The sequence below is a fragment of the Halomonas cupida genome, assembly GCF_900142755.1.
Lineage (GTDB): Bacteria > Pseudomonadota > Gammaproteobacteria > Pseudomonadales > Halomonadaceae > Halomonas > Halomonas cupida.
The window spans coordinates 83,645-105,511 of record NZ_FRCA01000011.1; the positions used below are offsets into that span (position 1 = coordinate 83,645).

General features: G+C 60.3%; 19 protein-coding genes. 9 read left to right on the top strand and 10 right to left on the bottom strand.

Translation table 11 applies throughout. The features are described from left to right. Positions 1-103 precede the first annotated feature (103 nt). The 5 genes from dctP to BUE38_RS18075 are packed head-to-tail and all read left to right on the top strand — an operon-like array spanning position 104 to position 4,296. Entirely contained in the window at positions 104-1,141 is a 1,038-nt protein-coding gene (gene dctP, locus BUE38_RS18055; RefSeq protein WP_073436633.1) for a TRAP transporter substrate-binding protein DctP, read from the top strand. Continuing rightward, on the top strand, positions 1,141-1,626 hold the full coding sequence (locus BUE38_RS18060) for a TRAP transporter small permease (protein WP_073436634.1): 486 nt from the start codon (positions 1,141-1,143) through the stop codon (positions 1,624-1,626). Before dctP ends, BUE38_RS18060 begins: the two co-directional genes overlap by 1 nt. Then, positions 1,623-2,900, top strand: a complete 1,278-nt coding sequence (locus BUE38_RS18065; RefSeq protein ID WP_073436635.1) for a TRAP transporter large permease — start codon at positions 1,623-1,625, stop codon at positions 2,898-2,900. Before BUE38_RS18060 ends, BUE38_RS18065 begins: the two co-directional genes overlap by 4 nt. Before the next feature lie 5 nt (positions 2,901-2,905). Further along, a complete protein-coding gene (locus BUE38_RS18070; RefSeq protein WP_174788053.1) occupies positions 2,906-3,694 on the top strand; it encodes a M15 family metallopeptidase in 789 nt (262 codons plus the stop codon). 2 nt (positions 3,695-3,696) lie between these two features. Beyond that, a complete protein-coding gene (locus BUE38_RS18075; RefSeq protein ID WP_073436636.1) occupies positions 3,697-4,296 on the top strand; it encodes a hypothetical protein in 600 nt (199 codons plus the stop codon). An 89-nt stretch (positions 4,297-4,385) separates the two neighbouring features. On the opposite strand, the gene BUE38_RS18080 is transcribed toward BUE38_RS18075, so the two are convergent. The 3 genes from BUE38_RS18080 to BUE38_RS18090 form a co-directional block, all read right to left on the bottom strand. Continuing rightward, on the bottom strand, positions 4,386-6,152 hold the full coding sequence (locus tag BUE38_RS18080; protein ID WP_234987090.1) for a TRAP transporter permease: 1,767 nt from the start codon (positions 6,150-6,152) through the stop codon (positions 4,386-4,388). Between the two features lie 164 nt (positions 6,153-6,316). Then, positions 6,317-7,288, bottom strand: a complete 972-nt coding sequence (locus BUE38_RS18085; protein ID WP_073436638.1) for a TAXI family TRAP transporter solute-binding subunit — start codon at positions 7,286-7,288, stop codon at positions 6,317-6,319. Positions 7,289-7,513: 225 nt separating this feature from the next. Next, positions 7,514-9,124 carry an arylsulfatase gene (locus BUE38_RS18090; RefSeq protein ID WP_174788029.1) on the bottom strand — a complete coding sequence of 537 codons (1,611 nt, stop codon included), beginning with the start codon at positions 9,122-9,124 and terminating at the stop codon, positions 7,514-7,516. Between the two features lie 495 nt (positions 9,125-9,619). Between BUE38_RS18090 and BUE38_RS18095 the strand changes: the two genes are divergently transcribed. Beyond that, the gene (locus BUE38_RS18095; RefSeq protein WP_073436639.1) at positions 9,620-10,099 is read left to right on the top strand and encodes a VOC family protein; all 480 of its coding nucleotides are present in this window, start codon (positions 9,620-9,622) and stop codon (positions 10,097-10,099) included. Here the strand turns inward: BUE38_RS18095 and BUE38_RS18100 are convergent. Further along, positions 10,096-10,839, bottom strand: a complete 744-nt coding sequence (locus BUE38_RS18100; protein WP_073436640.1) for a sulfite exporter TauE/SafE family protein — start codon at positions 10,837-10,839, stop codon at positions 10,096-10,098. The two genes, BUE38_RS18095 and BUE38_RS18100, sit on opposite strands and share 4 nt — an antisense overlap. Before the next feature lie 163 nt (positions 10,840-11,002). Continuing rightward, positions 11,003-12,004, bottom strand: coding sequence for a type I glyceraldehyde-3-phosphate dehydrogenase (gene gap / locus BUE38_RS18105; protein WP_073436641.1), 1,002 nt, complete (start codon positions 12,002-12,004; stop codon positions 11,003-11,005). Between the two features lie 355 nt (positions 12,005-12,359). Between gap and BUE38_RS18110 the strand changes: the two genes are divergently transcribed. Together BUE38_RS18110 and pgi are read left to right on the top strand one after the other, a co-directional pair. After that, positions 12,360-12,836 carry a methylglyoxal synthase gene (locus BUE38_RS18110; RefSeq protein WP_073436642.1) on the top strand — a complete coding sequence of 159 codons (477 nt, stop codon included), beginning with the start codon at positions 12,360-12,362 and terminating at the stop codon, positions 12,834-12,836. Positions 12,837-12,863: 27 nt separating this feature from the next. After that, positions 12,864-14,507: a glucose-6-phosphate isomerase gene (gene pgi / locus BUE38_RS18115; RefSeq protein ID WP_073436643.1), complete on the top strand. Its 1,644-nt coding sequence runs from the start codon at positions 12,864-12,866 to the stop codon at positions 14,505-14,507. Between the two features lie 56 nt (positions 14,508-14,563). Here pgi and BUE38_RS18120 read toward each other — a convergent pair whose 3' ends face one another. Continuing rightward, positions 14,564-14,953, bottom strand: coding sequence for a fluoride efflux transporter FluC (locus BUE38_RS18120; protein WP_234987086.1), 390 nt, complete (start codon positions 14,951-14,953; stop codon positions 14,564-14,566). Positions 14,954-14,961: 8 nt separating this feature from the next. Next, positions 14,962-15,330: a fluoride efflux transporter FluC gene (locus BUE38_RS18125; protein ID WP_073436645.1), complete on the bottom strand. Its 369-nt coding sequence runs from the start codon at positions 15,328-15,330 to the stop codon at positions 14,962-14,964. Positions 15,331-15,755: 425 nt separating this feature from the next. On the opposite strand from BUE38_RS18125, the gene ybiO reads away from it, so the two are divergent. Further along, positions 15,756-18,083, top strand: coding sequence for a mechanosensitive channel protein (gene ybiO, locus BUE38_RS18130; RefSeq protein WP_073436646.1), 2,328 nt, complete (start codon positions 15,756-15,758; stop codon positions 18,081-18,083). A 167-nt stretch (positions 18,084-18,250) separates the two neighbouring features. Here ybiO and BUE38_RS18135 read toward each other — a convergent pair whose 3' ends face one another. Genes BUE38_RS18135 through BUE38_RS18145 form a run of 3 tightly spaced genes read right to left on the bottom strand, consistent with a single transcriptional unit; the run spans position 18,251 to position 21,826 of the window. Beyond that, positions 18,251-19,477, bottom strand: coding sequence for a heme biosynthesis HemY N-terminal domain-containing protein (locus tag BUE38_RS18135; RefSeq protein ID WP_073436647.1), 1,227 nt, complete (start codon positions 19,475-19,477; stop codon positions 18,251-18,253). After that, entirely contained in the window at positions 19,474-21,036 is a 1,563-nt protein-coding gene (locus BUE38_RS18140) for a uroporphyrinogen-III C-methyltransferase (protein ID WP_073436648.1), read from the bottom strand. The genes BUE38_RS18135 and BUE38_RS18140 overlap by 4 nt, the downstream gene beginning before the upstream one ends. Positions 21,037-21,061: 25 nt before the next feature. Then, positions 21,062-21,826, bottom strand: coding sequence for a uroporphyrinogen-III synthase (locus tag BUE38_RS18145; protein ID WP_073436649.1), 765 nt, complete (start codon positions 21,824-21,826; stop codon positions 21,062-21,064). Between the last annotated feature and the right edge of the window lie 41 nt (positions 21,827-21,867).

The following is a 21,867-nucleotide window of genomic DNA, read 5'->3' on the forward strand; positions in this document are numbered from 1 at the left end:
GTCAGGCGCCCGCGGATGCAGTCCAGTGAGAGGTGGCGTCCGGCGGCAACCATCCATCCAGATGTATACGTTCAAGAACAAGGCTACTCCTCGGGAGACACTGATGACGGTTCTTCGCCCCTTCCTATTGGCTTCTGCCATTGCTCTCACCTCCCTGGCCTCGTCGGCTCAGGCGGCTACCACCATTAACCTGAGCTACAACGGAGCCCCGGACCCGGAGAAGAACGCCGTCCATGTGTTCGCCACCAATCTCCAGCGCCTGGTGGCAGAGAAGACCGGTGGCGAGCTCGAGCTGGAGCTCTACCCCAACAGCATGCTGGGCGAAGAGCAGGAACGGATGGAACAGACCATGACAACGCCGAGTCTGAACATCGCCTCCTTCGCTGGTATGTCACCGATCGTGCCAGAGGTGTTTGTCAGCGCGATCCCGTTCCTGTTTGATGACTTCGTATCGGCGCGCCGCTTCTTCGATGAAGGCGCGTACTGGCAAGCCGTCAGTGATGAACTGCGGGGCCGAGCCGGGTTGGAGATGCTCGCAGTGGTCGAGGAAGGTGGCTTCCTCGCCTTCACCAACAACAAGCGCCCGATAGCCTCCCCCGAGGACTTCGATGGGCTGCGCTTCCGTGCCATGGACCCCAGTCAGGTAGCACTGTACGAGGCGTTCGGTGCCTCCGGTACGCCGATCCCCTGGACCGAGGTCTACATGGCGCTCAAGACCGGTGTTGCCGACGGCCAGATGAATCCGCCGATGTACATCATTCTTGGTAGCCTCTACGAGGTGCAGGGTTATCTGACACTGGCCAATATCCAGTACTCGGATCAGTTTCTGGTCGGCAACACGACCATGATCCACAGCTGGGATGACCAGACCCTTGCTGCCTTCCACGAGGCCGTGGCCGAAGCCAATCAGATGGCCCGGGAGTATAACGAGACCAGGGTCAATGAGCGCATTGCCTTCCTCGAGGAGCAGGGCATGGAGGTTATCCGTCCGACGCCGGAACAACGGGAAGCCTTTCGCGTACAGGCACAACCCGCCTACCTCGACTGGCTGCTCGACCAGAACATCGAACAGCAGTTCATCGACACGGCGCTCAGCGACGCCGGCTATGAGGTACAGCACAGCAAAAGCACCATCGACTGATGGTTGAACGCATCCGCCAGCTCAGTCTCGGGCTGGCGAGCCTGCTGCTGGCCGTTGATCTGGTGGCCATGCTGTATGGCGTGTTCATGCGCTATATCGCCGGTGGAGCACCGATCTGGACCGATGAACTGGCACGCTTTCTGATCATCGGCTGCGTGATGCTGGCGATGGGCACGGTATGGATCGAGGGGCGGCACATGCGAGTCGCGCTGGTCGAACGACTGCTGCCCGAATCGCTGCGTACCGCACTGTTCTGGTATCAGTGGCTTTTGACTCTGACGCTAACGGCGTTCGGCGCCTGGTTCAGCTATCAATACGCCCAGTCAGTGGCCATGTTCACCAGTCAGGGACTGGGCATCAGTCGCTCGATACCGGTCATGTCGGTACCGGTCGGTTTCGCGTTGCTGACCCTGATGGCGGCCTGCCATGGCCCCCGCCCCCTGCCGACTCTCGAGGAAAGCGCTGTAGAGGACGACCGTTCATGACTCTCGCCATGCTCGCCGTCTTCATGATCCATGTGCTGCTCGGGTTACCGCTGTTCATTGCCCTGTTGGCCACCGCTGTAGTCGGCTTCCTGTTTGTCGACCCCAGCATGGTCCCGCGCATGATGCCACAGCAGTTCTTCGGCGGAATCGATGCCTACTCCTTGATGGCCATCCCACTGTTCATTCTGGCCGGCAACCTGATGAACGCCAGCCGGCTGACCGATCGCTTGATGGCTTTTGCCAGATTACTGGTCGGTCATCTGCGCGGTGGCATGGGGCACGTCAATGTGGTGTCGAGCGTCTTCTTTGCCGGTGTCAACGGCTCGGCGGTGGCCGACACCTCGGCGCTGGGTTCACTGCTGGTTCCTGCCATGCGCAAGGAAGGCTACTCTACCGCCTTTGCGGCAGGCCTGACCGCCGGCAGTTCATTGATAGGGCCGATCATTCCACCCAGCATCTTCATGATTCTCTATGCATCATTGACCAACACCTCGGTCGGCGACCTGTTCCTCGCGGGGGTGATTCCCGGCCTGGTGCTGGGCGTGGCCTTCATGGCCATGAATGCGATCTACGCCAGGCGCCACCAGCTACCGAAACAGGGCAGCATGCCCAGCGTCAGACAACTTGCCGAGACCGGTTGGCAGGCTCTCCCGGCGCTGGTTGCTCCATTCATCATTGTTGCCGGTATCGTCATGGGCGTGGTCACCCCAACCGAGTCCGGTGCGCTGACTGCGCTATATGTAGCGCTCTATGGCATCGTCGTGGGCTCACTGCGTGGCAGCGGGATATGGCGCGCCATCGTCGACACAACACGCCTGACCACAGCGATCTTCGTGATCATGGCTGCCTCCAGCACCGTCAGTTGGTTGTTGTCCTATGCCCAGGTCCCCAACCAGTTCGTCGAACTGCTGGCTCCCTGGATCGCTCAACCGGTGGTGGTGCTGTTGCTGCTCAGTCTCATCACCTTCGTCACTGGCATGTTCATGGAGGAAGTATCGGCCCTGATGCTGCTGACGCCGATTTTCTCCCCGGTGGCGATGATGGCAGGCATTGACCCGGTACACCTGGGTGTCATCATTACCCTCAATATCACCATTGCCCTGATCACGCCGCCCATGGGCGCCTGTGTGTTCGTCGCCGCCGCGGTCAGCCGCCTCGAGATCACCGCCCTGTTTCGCACCATCTGGCCCTTTGTGGTGACGGCACTGCTGGTGTTGATCGTACTGATCCTGATCCCACAGCTGACCCTGTGGCTGCCCAACCTGCTGGGATAACCACCATGCCCCGAAGTTCCACCGCCGACCTGCGCCAGCAGGCCATTCCCCAACACCCCGAGCCGAGTTGGACGCAATTGAGCCGGATTCCCATCGAGGCGCGCGAAGAGTCGCTGGTGCCGATGAGTCTGGCGCCACCGCCAGTGCGCGTGTACCCAGCCTACGCACGAATGGAGATTCCCGGTGCCGTCAATGAATGTCATGTCCGAGAGGAAGTCTATCGGCGTCTACTGGCGGTGGCCCGCGCCCTACCTGCTGGCCTGACACTGTTGGTGCTGGATGGCTGGCGTCCCTGGCGGGTACAGCAGTATCTGTTCGAGACGCTGTCGGAAACCATCCGTGAGACCCACCCCGGCATCAGTGACGACGAACTGCTCGAGCGCACTCGCGAGTTCGTTTCCCTGCCGAGCACCGATGCCAATGCTCCCAGCCCACACCTGACCGGTGGCGCGGTGGATGTCACCCTCTGCGATGCCGACGGCCTGCCGCTGGAGATGGGATCGGTATTCGATGAGGCAACCGCTACTTCCCACACCGCCGCCTTCGAAGGCCGTCTCGACCTCACACCGAATCAGATCAGCGCGCGTGACAATCGGCGCCTGCTCTATCACAACATGCTCGCCCAGGGGTTCACCAACCTACCCAGCGAGTGGTGGCATTTCGACTTCGGCGATCAACTCTGGGCATGGTACGGCGGGCACGACAGAGCCCTCTATGGTCCGGCCGAACCAGAGGGTGTTGCCAGCCGCTGGCGTCGCCAGTTCGAGCAGGCGGCCAGCCACGGAGGAACCTGATCATGCACTTCGCCACTCTGGGCCCGTCCGGCAGCAACCATGCACTGGTGCTGTCGCACTATCTCGAAGCCCGCGGCCTGGGCGACAGCCGCGTCAGCCTGATCGATGACTTTACCGAAGCCTTTGCTGCACTGGTCGACGGGCATTACGACTACCTGCTCCAGGTCAGCGCACACTTCAGCCACGCCGATTGTGTCGGGCGCTTCATGCATCGCGCCTGGCCGGTAGATACCTTCATCGCTCCCAGTCGACCACTGGCACTGGTGGCCAGACGTGACGCTGCCAGCCCACGAAGCGTGCTGCGTCAACCGGCCACCCGCTACTACACGGACCTGAGCGACTGGCAGGAAATCGACGCAGCCACTACCGTTGACGCCTTGACCCGCCTGCGTAACGGCGAGGCCGATGCCGCCATTGTCGCCGACGAGGCGCTGGACGAGTTTGCGGATGAACTGAGTTGCCTGCGCCGACTGGGCCCGGCACTGGATGTCTGGGTCCTCTACGCCCCTCGCCCGCTGGCTGACGGCAACCCGCTGATACTGCCGAACAATCCCGCCCTGACCCGGCATTTTGCCGCCAGCCGCGAAGTGGAACGCTATTAACATGGCAATCAAATAGCTCATCCTGATCGATTTGATTTTCGGCGGCACGTCCCTGTGCCGCCATTAACCCAACATGAAAGCATGCCGGGTTAATAGCTCAAGAGGCTCTGCTGCAGAAAAGTCTGCCAGGGCACGAAGATCACCACCAGGCCCATAACGACCAGTGCCACTCTCACCACAGCGTGGAAACGGGCAATCAGGCCAAAGGACAGAGAGGTCAGCCCGACCAGTATCACCAGACTGGTGAGTACGGCCTGCCAGGGCTGCTCACCCAATGCCAGCAGGGCGGGGTGAGCGACCATCGCCAGCGGGATCACATACAACCCGACGCCCAATGCCATGGCCCTGGCCGCAACCTTGAGCCAGTTCACATCGGCCATGCCTGCGGCGATGAACACCGCACCACAGACCGGTGGGGTAATAGTCGACAACAGTGCGAACCAGAACACGAACAGGTGTGCAGTGAGCAACGGCAAGCCCAACTCGGTCAATGCCGGGCCGGCCACCGAGACACAGATCACATAGGCGGCGGTGGTCGGCACTTCCATGCCCAGAATCAGGCAGGCCAGTGCCGTCAGCAGCAGTGCGGGCCATAGCGCACCACCAGACAGTGCCAGAATACCCGAGGTTACCTTCACGCCCAGCCCGGTCAGCGCCAGCACACCAATCACCAGCGATGCACACAGGATGATCGAGCCGATGGTGGCGATCTGGCGACCCGCGGTGACAACAGCATTCACCAGACGTGTGACAAACTCCCGGCCCGACACCTGCAGATGGACGTTGAGCGCCAGCAGCGCCGCCCCGGCGAAGATCGCCACACTGGCAGCATATTGAGGCGTATTGCCGGCATGGAAGATACGCTCGAGCAGCACCACAAAGGGCACGGCAAAGAATAGCGCCGTGGTCACCACTTCACGCAGCGCAGGACGATCTTCGAGCGCAACCGGGCGCAGGTCATGTCGTGTGGCAAAGGCGTTGATGCCCACCCAGACCGCGGCGAAGTAGAGGAAGGCCGGCAGCAACGCCGCGGCCATGATGTCGGTATAGGGCGTGCCGGTGAGCTCCACCATCACGAAGGCGCCTGCGCCCATCAGCGGTGGCATGATCTGGCCACCAGATGAGGCCACGGCCTCCACCGCCGCCGCCAGTGAGCGCGGATACCCCAATCGAGCCATCGACGGAATGGTGATGGCGCCGGTGGAAGCCACATTGGCCGATGCCGATCCGGAGATCGAGCCCATCAGTGCCGAGGAAATCACCGAGACCTTGGCACCGCCGCCGGTCAGGCGCCCGGCCACGGCTCCGGCCAAGTTCATGAATCCCTGTCCCGCCTCACCGGCGTTGAGCACCGCCCCGAAAATCACGAAGATGGCCACCACGCCGACACTGACCGCTGTCAATTCACCCCACAATCCTCCTTCGGCAATGGTCAACGAGCCCACGAAGCTGGCCATGGGCAGGCCCGGGTGACCGAACTCCCCGGGAATGTACTGTCCGAATACGCCATAACTCAGCGCGATCAGGGTCACCAACGGCAACGGCCAGCCAATGGCACGCCGTGCCGCTTCCAGTGCAGCGACGATCAACAGCACACCGATGGCCATCTGCAGCGGCGTATCGATAAAGCCATACTGGTTGGACAGCGCCTCCTCATGGAAGGCAATCCACAGGCAGGCGGCAACACCCAACAGGGTAAGGAAAACACCACTGACAAGCTGTCGACGATTGCGGGCGGAGAATACCAATACCCAGGGAAGGATCAGCGCCATATGCAGCGGACGGCTGACCAGGGCTGGCGTCAGGCCATGAAAGATCAGGCCGAGGTGAAAGGCGACCGAGGTCGCCCCCAGCATGATCCAGGGCCAACGCAGCGGTGTATCACCGGCAGCCGCCGGTGACACGGATTCTGTTGAAGATGTACTCATTGAAGATTACCGGAGAGAAGCAGGCTACGAGCTACGAGCTACGAGCTACGAGCTACGAGCTACGAGAAAACAGTGTACTCGGCGATTGGAGATCAGCGCAGCGATTCGGGGACATCGACACCGGCTTCATCGTAATACCGCAGCGCGCCCGGATGCAGCTTGCCCTCGAAGTTCTCGAGCATGTCAGGGCTGATGCTCTGCCACCACGGAGAGCTCTCGGCCATGGCCTCGCGGCGCTCCCAGAAGGTCTTCGTCAGGGTATAGGCGGTATCGTCGTCCATGGCAGTAGTGGTGTACGCCACTACCGGCAGCGAGGTGGTCAGCACATCCTCGTCGATCCCGGCATAGGTGCCCGCGGGAATAAGCTGGGGAGTGGCACCCGTCTGTTCGATCTGGTCCTCACTCATCGATACCAGCCCAACCTCATGGCTGGCGGCAGTCTCGATTACATTCGGCGCCGGGAACGAGCCCGCGGTCGCGAAGCCGTCGATCTGGCCGTTCTTGAGCGCATCCGGTGCACTGCCGACATCGGCACCATCAACCTCGACGCTATCGATCAGGCCGAACAGCTCCAGATAACGCTGAGCCTCACGGGCCCCGAACGACCCCTGGCCAATCAACAGATGCTTGCCGGCCAGATCATCCAGAGCCAGCACATCCTGGTCGCTGGCGACCACGAAATGCATGGTCAACGACGGAATCGGGAAGAGCCCACGAATCTCCTGGAAGCGTGGATTCTGACGTTTCTCGAAGGGGCCGCTGCCATCACGGGCCTTGCTGACCAATCCCGGCGGCGCAGTAAAGACATAGTTGCCCTGGCGTGCCATGACTTCCATGACGTTCTGAACCGAGCCCTGGCTTTCCTCAAGGGTCAGCGTCATTTCCCCCTCTGTGCCGGCCTTGATCGCCTCGGACAGTTCTACCCCCATCTGATAGTAGGCGGTCCCGGCGGACGCCGACTTGTAGGTCAGACGAGTGTCGGCTTGAGCATTCAATGACATGGTCAGGGCGCAGGCCCCCAACAAGGTGCCTGCTGTCGCCATCAGGCGCGAAAACGGCTGCATGGTATCTCCACTCTCGGAAGTTTCTGTCGCGGGTTCAGGTCCCGTCTCCGGAAATCAGCGCAGGGCGCATGTTTCCCTCGTGTCCAGCGCCAGCCAGCATAGGCCACTCGCCCCGCGCATTCCAGATGAACCTTTCCGTTCAGGTCGCATGAATCCGGAAGCATGAAAAAGGGCGCGCCATCAGGCGCGCCCAGTCGATTGGAGTAATGATAGCGGTGTCGGCTGTTACTGGCGTGCCGCCGGCATCACCGACTCGACATTCTGCAACCGCTCCAGCAGTTCCTCGTTGCGCAGCGTCTGATACCCCAGATTCGAGGCGCTCAGGGATGAGCCGGTCTGGTACGGATAGTCCGGGATGGTCGCGAAGAACTCGCGAATCTTCTGCTGGATGGGCACGAAGGTCCACATGGTGTTCTCGGCATACCAGCGAATGTACATGCCGGATTCTTCCCAGGCGGTTTCGTAGGGATCGGCCTTGAGGTTGATCACCAACGGCCAGGCAGGTGTCGAACGCGTGGCCTCGTTGATGGCGCCATCCAGGGTCGCGAAGTGAGCCTTCCAGGGACCAACACGCACCGCGTTCAGGTTACCGCCCTGATCGAAGTAGAAGATCTCGTTGCGCGGGCTTTCCTCAACCTCGCCAGAGAACCAGGGCAGCATGTTGTAGCCATCAAGGTGAACACGCCAGTCGGTACCGTTGAGGCTGGCGCCATCGTCATCGGCGAGATCCTCGACGATGTCATCATCGCCCATGGCCGCGGCGAAAGTCGGGAACCAGTCTTCCTGACTGATGATACCGTTGAACTTGGTACCCGGCTCGATCACCCCAGGCCAACGAGCGATCAGCGGTACACGGAAGCCACCTTCCCAGGTGGTGCCTTTCTCGCCATGGAAGGGAGAAATACCGCCATCCGGCCAGGTGACCTTCTCGGCACCGTTGTCCGACGAGAACACCACGATGGTGTTGTCGGCAATGCCCAGCTCATCCAGCTTGTCGAGCAGCTCACCGATATAGTTATCCAACTCGACCATGCCATCCGGGTAAAGGCCAACACCGGTGACACCGTTCGACTCGTCTCGCAGGTGCGTCCAGACGTGCATGCGAGTGGAGTTGAACCACATGAAGAAGGGCTTTTCCTGTTCATTGGCGCGGTCCATGAAGTCCGTCGCCGCCGTCAGGAATTCCTCATCCACGGTTTCCATGCGCTCGCGTGTGAGCGGGCCGGTGTCCTCGATCTCGCCATCAGCAGTCGAATGGATGACACCACGCGGCCCATACTGCTCGCGGAAGGCAGGATCCTTGGGATAGTAGTAACCCTCCGGCTCTTCTTCCGCATTGAGGTGGTAGAGGTTGCCGAAGAACTCATCGAAGCCGTGATTGGTCGGCAAGTGCTGATCCTGGTCCCCAAGGTGGTTCTTGCCGAACTGCCCGGTCATGTAGCCATGTTCCTTGGCCATGTCGGCAATGGTCGGCGTCCAGTCCGGGATACCATGATCGTCACCGGGCATGCCGATGGTCAGCAGGCCGGTGCGGAATGGATGCTGACCGAGAATGAATGCGGCTCGCCCAGCGGTACAGGACTGTTGAGCATAGGCATCGGTGAACAACGCCCCCTCATTGGCGATCCGGTCGAGATTCGGAGTCTCGTAGCCCATGATGCCGTGGTTATAGGCACTCAGGTTATGGACACCGATATCATCGCCATAGATGAAGAGAATATTCGGCGGTCCGGATGAGCTCCCCGAAGAGTCGTCGGTAGAGTCCTGCTCCTGCGCATAGCTGGTAGAGGCCATCGCCAAGGCGGCGACCACCAGCACACTTCTTGCCAGATCCATTGTGGAAGCTCCTGTGTGTGGGCTGCTTTGCAACACCAACGAGCATAGTTCAACATTTGAAAATGTACCTGGCCCTCCACTACCTCCGATGCCGTAACCACCGGCCCTCAGCCCCTTTATCGCCTCCCACGAACGCTCCCTTGCTGGATGCCGTACCCTCAACTTTCCGGGCCAATCGTCGCCGACTCAACAGTCCACAGAATGGTCCGTCTTTACACGGACCTCCCGGGCAATTCCCGTACCCATCTCTTCCGCCACCAGCCAGACGGGAGGTTCAAAAGTCTTTCGTGACTCCAGGCAGCGAGCGCATGCCAACCGGGATTGCCATAAGCACTCCTGCAGCACTTTTCACTACCTCTTCAGAAACCGTTCGATTCAGGGGCAGGTCGCGACAGTCGATTTCCCTTCTCTTCAGAAGGATGTCGAAATCCTGCGACCTGATACGTCTACTCAGCATCCTCGTGAAAATCGCCACGCTGACAAGGGAGCGCTGCCATGATCAGTCTCACCCCAAGGATCGTCCCCCACCTCTGGTTCAACAGGGAGGCCCGGGAGGCCGCCGAGTTCTATTGCTCGATCTTTCCCGACTCGAGCATCACCAGTGTCGTGACCGTTCATGACACCCCCTCCGGGAGCTGCGAAGTCGTGTCCTTTGTGCTGTTTGGTCAATCCTTCATGGCCATCAGCGCCGGTCCACTCTTCCAGTTCAACGAAGCCATTTCCTTGATGGTGCAGTGCGATACCCAGCAGGAAATCGATGAGTACTGGTGCCAGTTGTCTGCTGTGCCCGAGTCCGAGCAGTGTGGCTGGCTGAAGGACAGGTATGGTCTGTCATGGCAGATCGTGCCCAGCGCCATGCAAGAAATGATGCAGAGCCCGGACGAAGCAGCAAGACAGCGTCTTGTCCAGGCCCATATGCGGATGAAGAAACTGGATATCGCGACGTTACGGAAGGCCCATCAAGGTGAAGCCTAACCCAGCGCCTTGATGATCAGTTGCACGCCGACGATGGCCATGGCGATGATGACCAGACGGAAGAACAACCGCTCATTGACCCGGCTCTGCAGCCACAGGCCACTACGGATACCGGCCCAGGCGACCGGCACCAGCACCAGCGATGCCCAGATACTGGTGAAGTTGATCTCACCCAACCACAGGTAGGGCGGCAGCTTCATCAAGTTGACGGCGGCAAAGCACAGCGTGACCGTGGCAATGAAGGTGGTCTTGTCGAGGCGCCGTGGCACCAGATAGAGATTCAGCGGCGGCGCCCCGGCGTGGGCAATGAAGCTGGTGATCCCGATGGCAATGCCCGAGGGCCAGGACCACAGTGTCGAGATGGGCCGCGAGGCAGACGGCTTGACGATCATGTAGGCAACAAACAGTAGTGAAATAACGCCCAGCAGCAAGCGTATATGGTCTTCGTTGAGCATATCCGCTACCAGTGTCGCCACTACCACCCCGATCAACATGCTCGGCAGTAGGCGCTTGACCTCCGACATGTCCTGATGGCCCCACCAGGCACGTACTGCCATGATATCCATCACCAGCAGCAACGGCAACAACAGGCCGGCAGCGGCAATCGGATCAATGGCCAGCGCCATCAACGGAACCGACAGAGTACCGAATCCGCCGGCGAATCCGCCCTTGGAGACACCGGTCAAGTAGGTGGAGACGATGATCAGCGTCCACGCCACCAGGGAATAGTCAGGCAACATCGGCGTTTCCTCATCGTGTCCAGGCCCACAGCAAAACGCCCGGCCGAAGCCGAGCGTTTCCATATCAACGTTGCTATATCAACACAGTGTCAGCCGGAATGCATCATTCCGCCGTAGGCTCTCCCAACAGGTAGAAACCCTGCTGCCAGCTGGCGTGTCGCGCTCAGCCGGCTGCCTGCATCGCCAGAGCGGTATCGAGCATCCGGTTGGAGAAGCCCCACTCGTTGTCATACCAGGCCATGACCTTGACCAGTCGGCCATTGACACGGGTGTGGTTGGCGTCGAAGGTCGAGGAATTGGCATCGTGGTTGAAGTCGATGGAAACCAGCGGCTGAGCGTTGACCGCCAACACCGGAGACGCCTCGGCAGCGCGGGCGACGATCTGATTGATCTCTTCCTTCGTGGTATCCCGCGATGCGGTGAATACCAGGTCAACCAACGACACGTTGATGACCGGCACACGCACGGCCAGGCCATCGAACTTGCCTTCCAGCTCCGGCAGCACCTTGCCCACGGCAGCAGCAGCCCCCGTTTTGGTCGGAATCATCGAGTGCGTGGCACTGCGCGCGCGATAGGGGTCGGAGTGGTAGACATCCGACAGATTCTGATCGTTGGTGTAGGCGTGTACCGTGGTCATCAGGCCGTTCTCGATGCCCACGGCATCGTTGAGCGCCTTGGCCACCGGTGCCAGGCAGTTGGTGGTGCAGGAGGCGTTGGACACCACCTTGTGCTCCGCCTTGAGTACCTGCTCGTTGACCCCGAACACCACCGTTGCATCGCAGTCGGGGCTGGGCGCAGAGATCAGCACTTTGGCCGCTCCCGCCGCAATGTGCTTCGCCGCTGCATCCCGCCTGGTGAATAGCCCGGTGCACTCCATGACCAGATCGACACCCAGCGATGCCCAGGGAAGGCTGGCGGGATCACGCTCGGACAGGATGGCGATGCGCTGCCCATCGACACTGAGACTCTCCTCATCGTGTTCTACCTTGAAGGGAAAGTGACCATGGACCGTATCATGACGGAGCAGATGGGCATTCAGTGCGGGATCACCGAGGTCGTTGATGGCCACAACCTCGATACGATCGCGGTAGCCGTTCTCGAACAGTGCACGCAGCACGTTGCGTCCAATACGGCCAAAACCATTGATGGCAACCTTGAGAGCCATGTCCAGGATCCCCCTGATCGATGAGTAACGGGTGTCGACAACAGGCGAGCGGTCAGTGAAGGACCATCTCTCGCACGAGCGTCGCGAGTGGGGTCCAATGTGGTACATAGAGGCGCGGGACTCAAGTATTATTTTGGTAAACTTACAACATTATGAGAACGGTCATAGGTTAGCTATTGCTAATTTGACACTGAAATCTGCCACTTAGCGATGATCAATGTCGCACATCGACGACTTTCATACCTTAGTCGATAACCATCACCGTAGTAATATTACCTTCAAGACACTATGGTGGCATCTATCAGGTGACACCATTCACTTAACGCTATCTCCCAGACCGCTCCGGAGGCACGCCATGACCGTTTCCAAGCCCGCCAGCCAGGTCCGTCGCTCGATTCCTGCCCGCAAGCGTATTGCACTGGTGGCCCACGATGGCATGAAGGCGGCTCTTCTGGAGTGGGCCAACCGCTGGCGCGAGGACTTGCAGCAGCATCAGTTGGTCGGTACCGGAACCACGGCCGCGCGACTGAGCAAGGAGCTGGGACTGGAAGTCGAGGGGCTGATGAGTGGCCCATTGGGTGGCGACCAGCAGATCGGCGCACGCATTACCGAACAGCGCCTCGATCTATTGATCTTCTTCTGGGACCCTTTTGCCCCCCAGCCCCATGACCCTGACGTCAAGGCGCTGCTGCGTCTGGCGGCACTGTGGAACCTGCCGGTAGCCTGCAACCCGGCAAGTGCAGACTTCATGATGAGCTCCCGTTGGCTTTCCCAGCCGTACGAGATGGACATCCCCGATGCTGGCGCCTGGATCTCGTCGCGCAGCAACTGAATATTGTGATATCGAGGAGGACACCGAGTGTTCCAGCTGACCCGTAGTGTGACCTGGCAATCCCTGCTGAAACTTCGCGAAGAAACGGCCAACGACCGTATCCGCGACTACTTTGTCCGGGATCCCGAGCGCTTCAACAAGATGAGCCTGCGGGTCGGCGGCCTGTTCCTCGACTACTCCAAGCACCAGATTTCCGACCAGGTCCTCGACAGACTGCTCGAGCTGGCTCATCACTCGGCGCTGGTACAGCGCCGGGCACAGATGTTCTCCGGTGATATCATCAATGTCACCGAGGATCGTCCTGTTCTTCACACTGCTCTGCGCAACCTGGGCGATACACCGGTCATCGTTGACGGCAAGGACGTGATGCCGGAAATCCACAGCACTCGCGAGCAGATCAAGCGCTTCTCGGAAGCAGTGCGCAGTGGCGAATGGAAAGGCCACAGTGGCGAGCGCATTCGCGATGTGGTCAACATCGGTATCGGTGGCTCCGACCTGGGGCCGAACATGGCCTGCCGCGCTTTGCTCAAGCACCGTCATCCAGAGTTGAACTTCCACTTCGTGTCCAACGTCGATGGCGCTCATATCCAGAAGGTGCTGCGTGGCCTCAACCCGGCTACCACCCTGTTCATCGTCTCGACCAAGACCTTCTCGACCCAGGAGACCCTCCTCAACGCCCGCACTGCACGCCGCTGGTTCCTCGAGCAAGCTGGCGAGGATGCCGATATCGGTGCCCACTTCGTCGCCGCCTCGACCAATCGCAAGGCCGCCATGGAGTTCGGTATCCGCGAGGAAAACGTCTTCGAATTCTGGGCCTGGGTCGGGGGGCGTTACTCGATGTGGTCATCGATCGGCCTGCCGATCGCACTGGCCATTGGCTTCGATGGCTTCATCGAGATGCTGCAGGGTGCCTGGGAAATGGATCAGCATTTCCTGCAGGCTCCGCTGGAACAGAACATGCCGGTGCTGATGGCACTGATCGGCATCTGGTATATCAACTTTGTCGGTGCCGAAACTCAGGCCATCGTGCCCTACGACCAGGCACTGCATCAGTTGCCCGCCTTCCTGCAGCAGCTGGATATGGAGTCCAACGGCAAGTCGGTGGATATTTTCGGTCGCCCGGTGGACTACAAGACAGGCCCGATCGTCTGGGGGCAGACCGGCTCCAACGGTCAGCACGCCTTCTTCCAGTTGCTCCACCAGGGCACCCGCTATGTGCCGATCGACTTCATTGCTTCACTCAAACCTGAGCCCGGCGTCGAGGATCACCATTTCGCGTTGCTGACCAATATGCTGGCCCAGGCCAACGCCTTCATGGAAGGCAGTCAACAGGGCGGTGATCTCGACCCCTACAGCTGCCCGGGCAACCGCCCCTCCAGTGTGCTGCTGCTCGACGAACTGACACCGCGCAACCTCGGCGCACTGATCGCGCTCTACGAACACAAGGTGTTCGTCCAGGGGGTGATCTGGAATATCAACTCCTTTGACCAATGGGGCGTACAGCTCGGCAAGCGCATCGCCGGCGAGATCAGTGAGCGCATCGATGAGCGTACCCAGGATTTCGATGCTTCGACTCAAGGCCTTCTGAGCCTGGTACGCGAACACTTCCCGGCCAGCGAGAAATCCAGCGCCAGCACAGCGAAGAAAAAAGGCAGCAAAGCCAGCCGTTGATACTGCCTATCGGATACCCGCGCGGCGAGCAGAAAGCCCGTCGCGCGGGCTTTTCTCTAGCCCCGCCTTGCCTGTGCGCGCCTTGCAGCGCTATCCCCCCACCAGGCCGCCACCAGCCATAGCGGCACGCTCAAGGCCACATAGCCCGCTGCCAGCGCCTGATGACCATCCAGTGCCAGCTGTACTGCCTCGAGACTGAACAGCGAGAAGGTCGTAAAGCCTCCACAGAAACCGGCAATCAGAAAACCGTGCAGGCGGGCGACATGCCCGGAATCATTCAGCATTGCATGAGTGGCAAAGCGTGCGATCAACCACGAACCCAGCACGTTGACTATCAGTGTCGCCCAGGGGAAGACCGGCATGGACATCCCACCGACAGCAACGCCAGTCAACATTCGACAGACGGCGCCAAGGGCGCTACCGATACCGACCTCCAGATACGGCATGTAACGCCTCATCGCCCCAGCTCCACGCCCAGGGCCGCTGCGGCGATACCCAGTACCAATGTCAGACAAACATTGGCACTGGCTGCCATCCAGCGCCGTTCACGCATCAGGTCGAGAGTCTGCAGACTGAAGGAAGACACCGTGGTAAAGCCTCCCAGAATGCCGGTCATCAGCCACAGCGAAAGGCCCGCCCCTACCGTCAGTGATACGGCCAACCAGCCAATCAGAAAGGCACCGGCAAGATTGACGATCAGGGTCCCCCAGGGAAAGTCTGTTCCCAGACGAGCTGCCGCCCAACGACTGACGAACAACCTGCCCATTCCTCCCAGAGCGCCTCCCACCGCGACCAGCATCACGCTGGCAACACCAATCGCCATAAAGTCTTCCCCATTTCGATACGCTGGTTATGGTATTCGCTACGCTTCTGAAGTTGCCTGGACAATGGTCAAGGAACTGTTGATCGACATCACTGGTCTGTTTCGGGAGTGCTCCGATGCAGGCTCGATGCCGGTTTGCATTGCATCGCAACAAGAACACCGGATCATGGCCAAAATGCCACACGTGCATTCATGATGCATGTTAGCCTTCGCCCATCGCCGGAAACCGGCTCGACAGACTGCCTGACGAGTTGGTCACGGCACTGGAAAACAGCTTTCGCCGGCCACCAGGCCTGCGCAAGCTCAGACATTTCCTGCAGGCCCATGCAGCTGTAGACAGCGTGGGCACCAGTCAACCGAGTCGAGAGGACTCCGTTGATTGTCAGGTTGATCATAGACACGGCCACCGATGAAGGAGACCTCGGATGCCACCACGATTCTGCTCCATGATACTCGGCCTGCTGTTGCTGGTCGGCATGATGGTGACTTCCCCCGTCACTGCGCAACAGGCCGATCCCCCCGCCAGCAGTGAAGGGCCTGCCTACTCGACCCTGGCAGACATGCTCGAGAATGATGAGGCGCGAACTCAACTGATCGAACAGCTGCGCCAATTGGCAGAGGCATCTCCGGAAGCAGCAACGGCAACCGAGCAGGAGCCTGTTGCCAGCGAGCCTACCTCTCTACCTGGCCAGCTCGCACACCTGACATCATCGATCGTCAGTGATTTCAGCACTCATGTCGAGATGGTACTGGATACCATCGTGGTGCTGTTCGACGGCTCGCTGTCTTCCGCTCCGGTGGATCTCGACTTCTTCATCAACGCCGCCATCAATCTCGGCATCATCATTGTTGCCACGGTGGCGTTGTTCCTTGTGGTTCGACGTCTGGTCAGACCCCTGTTCCGGCGCCTGAGCCAGTGGTCGCTGACTGGCCACAACCTCAACCCCACCCTTCGTCTGATCATTGCCGTAGCCTTCGCCGGCGTAGTGGACGCGCTGGTGATCGGCCTTTCCTATATCGGCGGCAACCTCGTTGCGACCTTCGCCGTGGGCGATACCGGCAACCTGTCGACCCGAGCTTCGCTGTTTCTCAATGCCTTCCTGATCATCGAGTTGCTCAAGGCCGCCGTGCGGATGCTGTTCGCCTCCCGCTATGAAGGGCTTCGCCTGCTGCCGATCCAGGCCGGTGATGCATCCTACTGGAATCGCTGGATCGCTCGCCTGATTGGTCTCACCGGTTACGGACTGATGGTGGTGGTACCGCTGGTCAGTATCTACCTGTCCAGGCCGTTGGGCAGTGGCGTCGGCACGGTCATCATGGTCAGTGCCTGGATCTATGCCATTACCGTGGTGATGGTCAATCGCCACAAGGTACGTGAAGCGCTGATCGACAAGGCCCGGCAGACCAACCTCTCGGCCACCCGTGTTGCACTGCGCCTGCTGGCCCGGACCTGGCACCTGCTGGCCATTGCCTATTTCACCACCGTGCTGGTACTGACGCTGACTCGCCCCGAGGACGCTCTACCCTATGTGCTGATTGCCACACTCAAGACGATAGGTGTCATCCTTGCCGCCATGCTGCTGTCACGGCTGCTGGTGCAATCGATTGGTCGTCGCATCACCCTGTCGGACGACCTCCGTCGCCGCCTGCCACTTCTGGAACCACGCCTGAATTCGTATATTCCCAACATCCTGCGAGCGATCAACATACTGATTCTGATCGTGGCAGCAATGATGCTGTGTGGGGCCTGGGGCGTTTTCGACCTTCCGGCCTGGTATGCCTCCGAGGCGGGTCGTACCATCGTCAGCCGCGCCTCCAATGTGGCGGTGATACTGGTGATGGCCATCGCCGTCTGGATCGGCCTGGCCAGCATCATCGAGCACCGCCTCAACCCCAACACTGGCAAGGGCATACCGTCGGCACGCGCCCACACCCTGCTGTCATTGTTCCGCAATGCGCTGGCCATCGTCATCGTGGCCATGACCGCGATGATCGTGCTGTCGGAGATCGGCATCAATATCGGCCCACTGATTGCCGGTGCTGGTGTGTTGGGTCTGGCCATCGGCTTCGGTGCCCAGAAACTGGTGCAGGACATCATCACTGGTGTCTTCATCCAGGTCGAGAACGCCATGAACACCGGCGACGTGGTTACTGTCGGTGGCATTACCGGCACAGCGGAAAAGCTCAGCATCCGCTCGGTGGGTATCCGCGATCTGAACGGAACCTATCATCTGGTGCCCTTCTCCAGCGTCGACCTGGTGTCCAACTACATGCGTGACTTTGCCTACCATGTGGGAGAGTACGGCATTGCCTACCGCGAGAGTGTCGACGAGGCGATCATTGCACTGCGCAATGCCTTCGAGGAGTTGACCAACGACCCGGACATCGGCAAGGAAATTCTCGAACCACTGGAAGTCGCTGGTGTCATTGCGCTGGCCGACAGCTCGGTCAACATTCGCGTGCGCATCATGACCACGCCGGGCAATCAGTGGGCTGTCGGCCGTGCCTACAATCGCCTGGTCAAGCTGCACTTCGACGAGGCCGGCATCTCCATTCCGTTCCCGCATACCACGGTCTACTTCGGAGAGGACAAGCAGGGCCACGCTCCTGCCGCCAATCTGCGCATCCTCAAGGGACAGGAAGGACGCGCAGAAGCCCCGGCGCCCGGCGAAGACGGCAGTATTGAGTCTCCCAATACTCATGAAGCGCCGAAACGGGCTGAAGTGGATCCCGATTTCCCGCCCGGCGATTGATCAGCACAGGATGGACGGCCTTCGGCCGTCCTTTCCTTGATCAGTCGCGAGCTTCGAGCAACAAGCAGTTTGCTGCACGGGATGGTTCGTAGCTCGCGCCCTTGCCGCTTATACAAGAACGCCCCGGGTACGAAGCCTCCGGGGCGTTTTGCATCCTGCACCAGCAATCAGCTCTGTTCAGCGTCGCTGGGTTGCGGAAGTGAAGGTAGCGACTTGTCGAGCAGCTCGACGCTCTGGCGATAGTAGAGCTGACTCTTGTTGTGCTCACCGAGGTTGGCGTAGAGACGTGCCAGTTCAGCACAGACCTCACCACTCGGGCGCTGTCGCTGGCTGGCTTCGAAGTATTCCTTCGCCTTGTCCCAGTAGGCATTGCGCAGTGCCAGACGACCCAGCGTCAACAGCAGGTCCGGGTCATTGGGCCGTTCCTGCAACCATTTCTCGGCGGTGACCAACTGACGCGAGGCATCCACGCCCAGCAGACCATAACGCAGCACCAGACGGCTGTCCCAGTGATCCTTCAGGGAGTGACGCAGCAGTCGCTCAGCGATCACCTGTTGTCCACCCTGCACCAGAGCCTCGGTGTACAGTGCGATCAGCTCGATATTGGCGCGCAGATGCTCCGGCATATCCGCCCAGAGGTTACGCACACGCTCGATATCCTCGGGATTACGCGTTTCCTTGAGGATCAGCTCGCGGTAGGCCTGAAACTCCAGCACCTCACGTTCCTCGCGGGCGATCAGTTGCTGGTCAGCCAGGCGAGGCAGCAGGCGCCGCAGACCATCCCAGTCACTGACACTGATATAGGCCTGCTTGAGCTGCTTGAGTACCTGCGGGTGACGCGGCAGATGGCGATCCAGGCGTGTCAGGATAGCCAGCGCTTCCTCATACTGCTGTCGATCCAGCATCAGCTGGGCCTGCATCATACCAACCGCCGGATCAGCCCCATCGGTACTCAGGTGAGCACGTTTGAGCAGCGTATCGGCCTGTTCATACCGGCCCTGGTAATGCGCTGCCAGGGCCGCTGACATGTAGTTGACCAACGGGGTACTGGAATCATCCGCCGCCTTGACCAACGCCTTTTCGGCCCGCTTCCAGCGGCCTTCCGCCAGTGCCACCAGACCACGCACAGTACGCTTCATGGCGGTACGGTTGCGTGCCCGAGAATTCCATACCTTGTAGCGGCTGACCGGGCGACTCATGCGCATCAGCACCCGCAACGCGAAGTGCAACACAATGAATATCGCCAACAGGATGATCAGGCCGAACCAGAAGTTGGTCTGCAACGAGGTATCGCCCACTCGGACCAGCCAGTAACCGGGCGCAGACTCCATCAACTGACCGAGAACAGCCCCGAGCGCCAGGCCCAGGACGATCAGCAGGATCAGCTTTCTCATGAGTCACCTCCCTGGCCCGCGTTTTCCTGACCCGAGTTGCGTTCCTCGAAACGCTGCTCGATGAAGCTGGCCAATGCCTGTTGCGAGGCGCTGATATCAGGCAGCTCGGGATGAATCGACTCGCCCTTGAGCTCGGTGAGGCTGGTGATGACCGCCTGTACGCCGCTGTCATCCAGATCGTAGTAGCCTTCAAGCAGCTTGATGGCCTTGTCGAGACTGGCCTCGTAGAGATCCTGTTCTTCTTTCAGCAACGCTACCTGAGCCTGCTCGATCACCAGGCGCAGGCTCTGGCGCAGATAAGACTCCTGCTCGGGCGTAATCAGAGCTTCCAGCGCCTGGTCATGATGGCGGACCACCACCAGATCCTTGAGCTCCGAACCGATCTTCGACAGCTGTTCCTGCCATGGGCCACTGGGCGCCTCGGCAATGGTGGTATCGGCGGTCAGCTCTTCGATATCCTGGGCCAGCGGCAGACCAGCGATCTGCTCCTGCTCGGCATTCAGCGCCAGATACAGCCCCGTACGGTCGATGCGCGGCACACCCTGAAGCGCGGCCAGCTCTTCGGCGATGGCGCGACGTACCGGGACCAGGGCCGGGTTGTCGGCTTCACGCAGGCGGTTGTCGGCCGTGCGCAGCAACGCGGCGGCACCCTCTACGTCACGTTCGAGCTGCAGACGCTGATTGGCCAGTCGCAGCAGGTATGCGGCCTCGGCATGCAGCCAGTCGCGGCTGTCTGCACTCTGTTCCTTCGACAGCTCTGCCAGTACACGGTCGAGTGTCTCGTTGACTTCGGTCTTGTAGTCAGTGAACTCGGTCTTGATGCCGTCGATGGTCTGAGTCATGGCCTGGCGGCGCTCATTGACACCCGTTTCCAGTTGCCCGGTCTTCTCGGTCAGCTCGCGAACCTGCTCGACGTTGGCAGCGCCTTCCTTGAGTTGATCAATGCGCGCATTCATCGCCTGTTGCAGCTGCCAGCCCTTCCAGCCAATGAAGCCAAGGCCTGCGATCACCAGCAGTACCAGAATCAACGCGATGACACCGGCCTTGCCGCCCCCGGACTTCCCGTCTTCGGACTTTCCACCACCAGTTCCACCTCCGGATCTGCCGGAACCTCCACCACTACCGCTCCCTTTTGCAGCGGAAGAGGAACTGGTGGAAGAGGAACCCGTGGAAGCAGCGCTGCTCGGCGACGACTTACTGCTTGAGCCAGTCTTGTCGGGTTGGCTGGTTGACGCAGCAGAAGCAGACTTGCTGGTGCTGGAGTCAGCCTTTGTGGCCTGCGTTGAATGGCCGGGCTCTTGCGTTGAATCCGATTTCTTCGTCGCGCTGTCGGTGGCGGCTGGCTTATCGGCAGCGGCACTCGAGGCAGAGGATGATGCAGCGGAGGAGGACGACGACTGGCTCCCATTGGCCTTGTCGCGCCGACGCGAGCGTCGGGAGCTCCGCCCGGTAGCACTCTGCCCCGAGGCATCCTTGCCCCCGGACGCGGCTTCTGCCCCCTGCTGGGCAGTCCCGGACGGGGTTTTCTGTTCGTCCTGATCGTGCTGTTGGTTGCTCATCTGTCGCTAGCCCTTTTCGAGATCTTCATTCGGCATCCTTCGGGTCGCTGGCCCTTGCCACCGCAGCCGCCAGCGCTGCGGGGGTTGCGCCAGACGCCACGACCGGGACACGAAACCCCAGCTTTTCCGCCAGTCTAGCCAACCGCTGGCTGGATACGACAAGCGGTTGATCAAAGGCGGTCTGTGAACACCATCTTGCCAGATGTTCCAGGATTTCTCCGCTACTGACCACCAGGGCTCGATAATGTGCTTGATCCAGCATGGCTTTTGCCTCGCTGGACGGTGTCAGTAGTCGGCGTCGGTACACTTCCACACGCGTCACCGTCGCACCACGTTGGGCCAGACTATCGCCCAATAGAGAGCGCCCGCCTTCACCGGCCACCAACAATACGCGCTGATGTGCCAACTGACGCAGCGAACCCAGCTCCAGCAACGCTTCGCTGGTTTCTTCCCCCGCTCCAGGCGATGGCACACGGACTCGCACGCCCAACGCCTGATGCAGTACGGAGGCAGTCGCGCTGCCGACGGCATACAGGTTCAGCCCCTGCGGCAACTGAGGCCAGTAACGGTCCAGCACAGCGATCAAGTGCTCTGCCGCAGTGGGACTGATCACGACCACCTTATGAAAATGGTCGATATCGAGCCATATCGCTCGCATTTGCGCCGTTTCAGGCACATCTTCGTGAGCCATCAGTTCCAGCTGCACCACCGGCAAGCCTCTGGATTCAATCGCATCCGCCAGTGCGCGCGCCCGCATGCCGGGTCTGGTGATCAATACCGGTGCTGACATTAGTGTGGTGTCCCGCAAGTTCATCGTGTTTCAGAACCATC

Excerpts from the sequence above, each read along its gene's own strand:
- dctP (WP_073436633.1), top strand. The coding sequence starts at position 104 with ATGACGGTTCTTCGCCCCTTCCTATTGGCTTCTGCCATTGCTCTCACC.
- BUE38_RS18060 (WP_073436634.1), top strand. The coding sequence starts at position 1,141 with ATGGTTGAACGCATCCGCCAGCTCAGTCTCGGGCTGGCGAGCCTGCTG.
- BUE38_RS18065 (WP_073436635.1), top strand. The coding sequence starts at position 1,623 with ATGACTCTCGCCATGCTCGCCGTCTTCATGATCCATGTGCTGCTCGGG.
- BUE38_RS18070 (WP_174788053.1), top strand. The coding sequence starts at position 2,906 with ATGCCCCGAAGTTCCACCGCCGACCTGCGCCAGCAGGCCATTCCCCAA.
- BUE38_RS18075 (WP_073436636.1), top strand. The coding sequence starts at position 3,697 with ATGCACTTCGCCACTCTGGGCCCGTCCGGCAGCAACCATGCACTGGTG.
- BUE38_RS18080 (WP_234987090.1), bottom strand. The coding sequence starts at position 6,152 with ATGCTGGGGGCGACCTCGGTCGCCTTTCACCTCGGCCTGATCTTTCAT.
- BUE38_RS18085 (WP_073436638.1), bottom strand. The coding sequence starts at position 7,288 with ATGCAGCCGTTTTCGCGCCTGATGGCGACAGCAGGCACCTTGTTGGGG.
- BUE38_RS18090 (WP_174788029.1), bottom strand. The coding sequence starts at position 9,124 with ATGGATCTGGCAAGAAGTGTGCTGGTGGTCGCCGCCTTGGCGATGGCC.
- BUE38_RS18095 (WP_073436639.1), top strand. The coding sequence starts at position 9,620 with ATGATCAGTCTCACCCCAAGGATCGTCCCCCACCTCTGGTTCAACAGG.
- BUE38_RS18100 (WP_073436640.1), bottom strand. The coding sequence starts at position 10,839 with ATGTTGCCTGACTATTCCCTGGTGGCGTGGACGCTGATCATCGTCTCC.
- gap (WP_073436641.1), bottom strand. The coding sequence starts at position 12,004 with ATGGCTCTCAAGGTTGCCATCAATGGTTTTGGCCGTATTGGACGCAAC.
- BUE38_RS18110 (WP_073436642.1), top strand. The coding sequence starts at position 12,360 with ATGACCGTTTCCAAGCCCGCCAGCCAGGTCCGTCGCTCGATTCCTGCC.
- BUE38_RS18120 (WP_234987086.1), bottom strand. The coding sequence starts at position 14,953 with ATGCCGTATCTGGAGGTCGGTATCGGTAGCGCCCTTGGCGCCGTCTGT.
- BUE38_RS18125 (WP_073436645.1), bottom strand. The coding sequence starts at position 15,330 with ATGGCGATTGGTGTTGCCAGCGTGATGCTGGTCGCGGTGGGAGGCGCT.
- ybiO (WP_073436646.1), top strand. The coding sequence starts at position 15,756 with ATGCCACCACGATTCTGCTCCATGATACTCGGCCTGCTGTTGCTGGTC.
- BUE38_RS18135 (WP_073436647.1), bottom strand. The coding sequence starts at position 19,477 with ATGAGAAAGCTGATCCTGCTGATCGTCCTGGGCCTGGCGCTCGGGGCT.
- BUE38_RS18140 (WP_073436648.1), bottom strand. The coding sequence starts at position 21,036 with ATGAGCAACCAACAGCACGATCAGGACGAACAGAAAACCCCGTCCGGG.
- BUE38_RS18145 (WP_073436649.1), bottom strand. The coding sequence starts at position 21,826 with ATGTCAGCACCGGTATTGATCACCAGACCCGGCATGCGGGCGCGCGCA.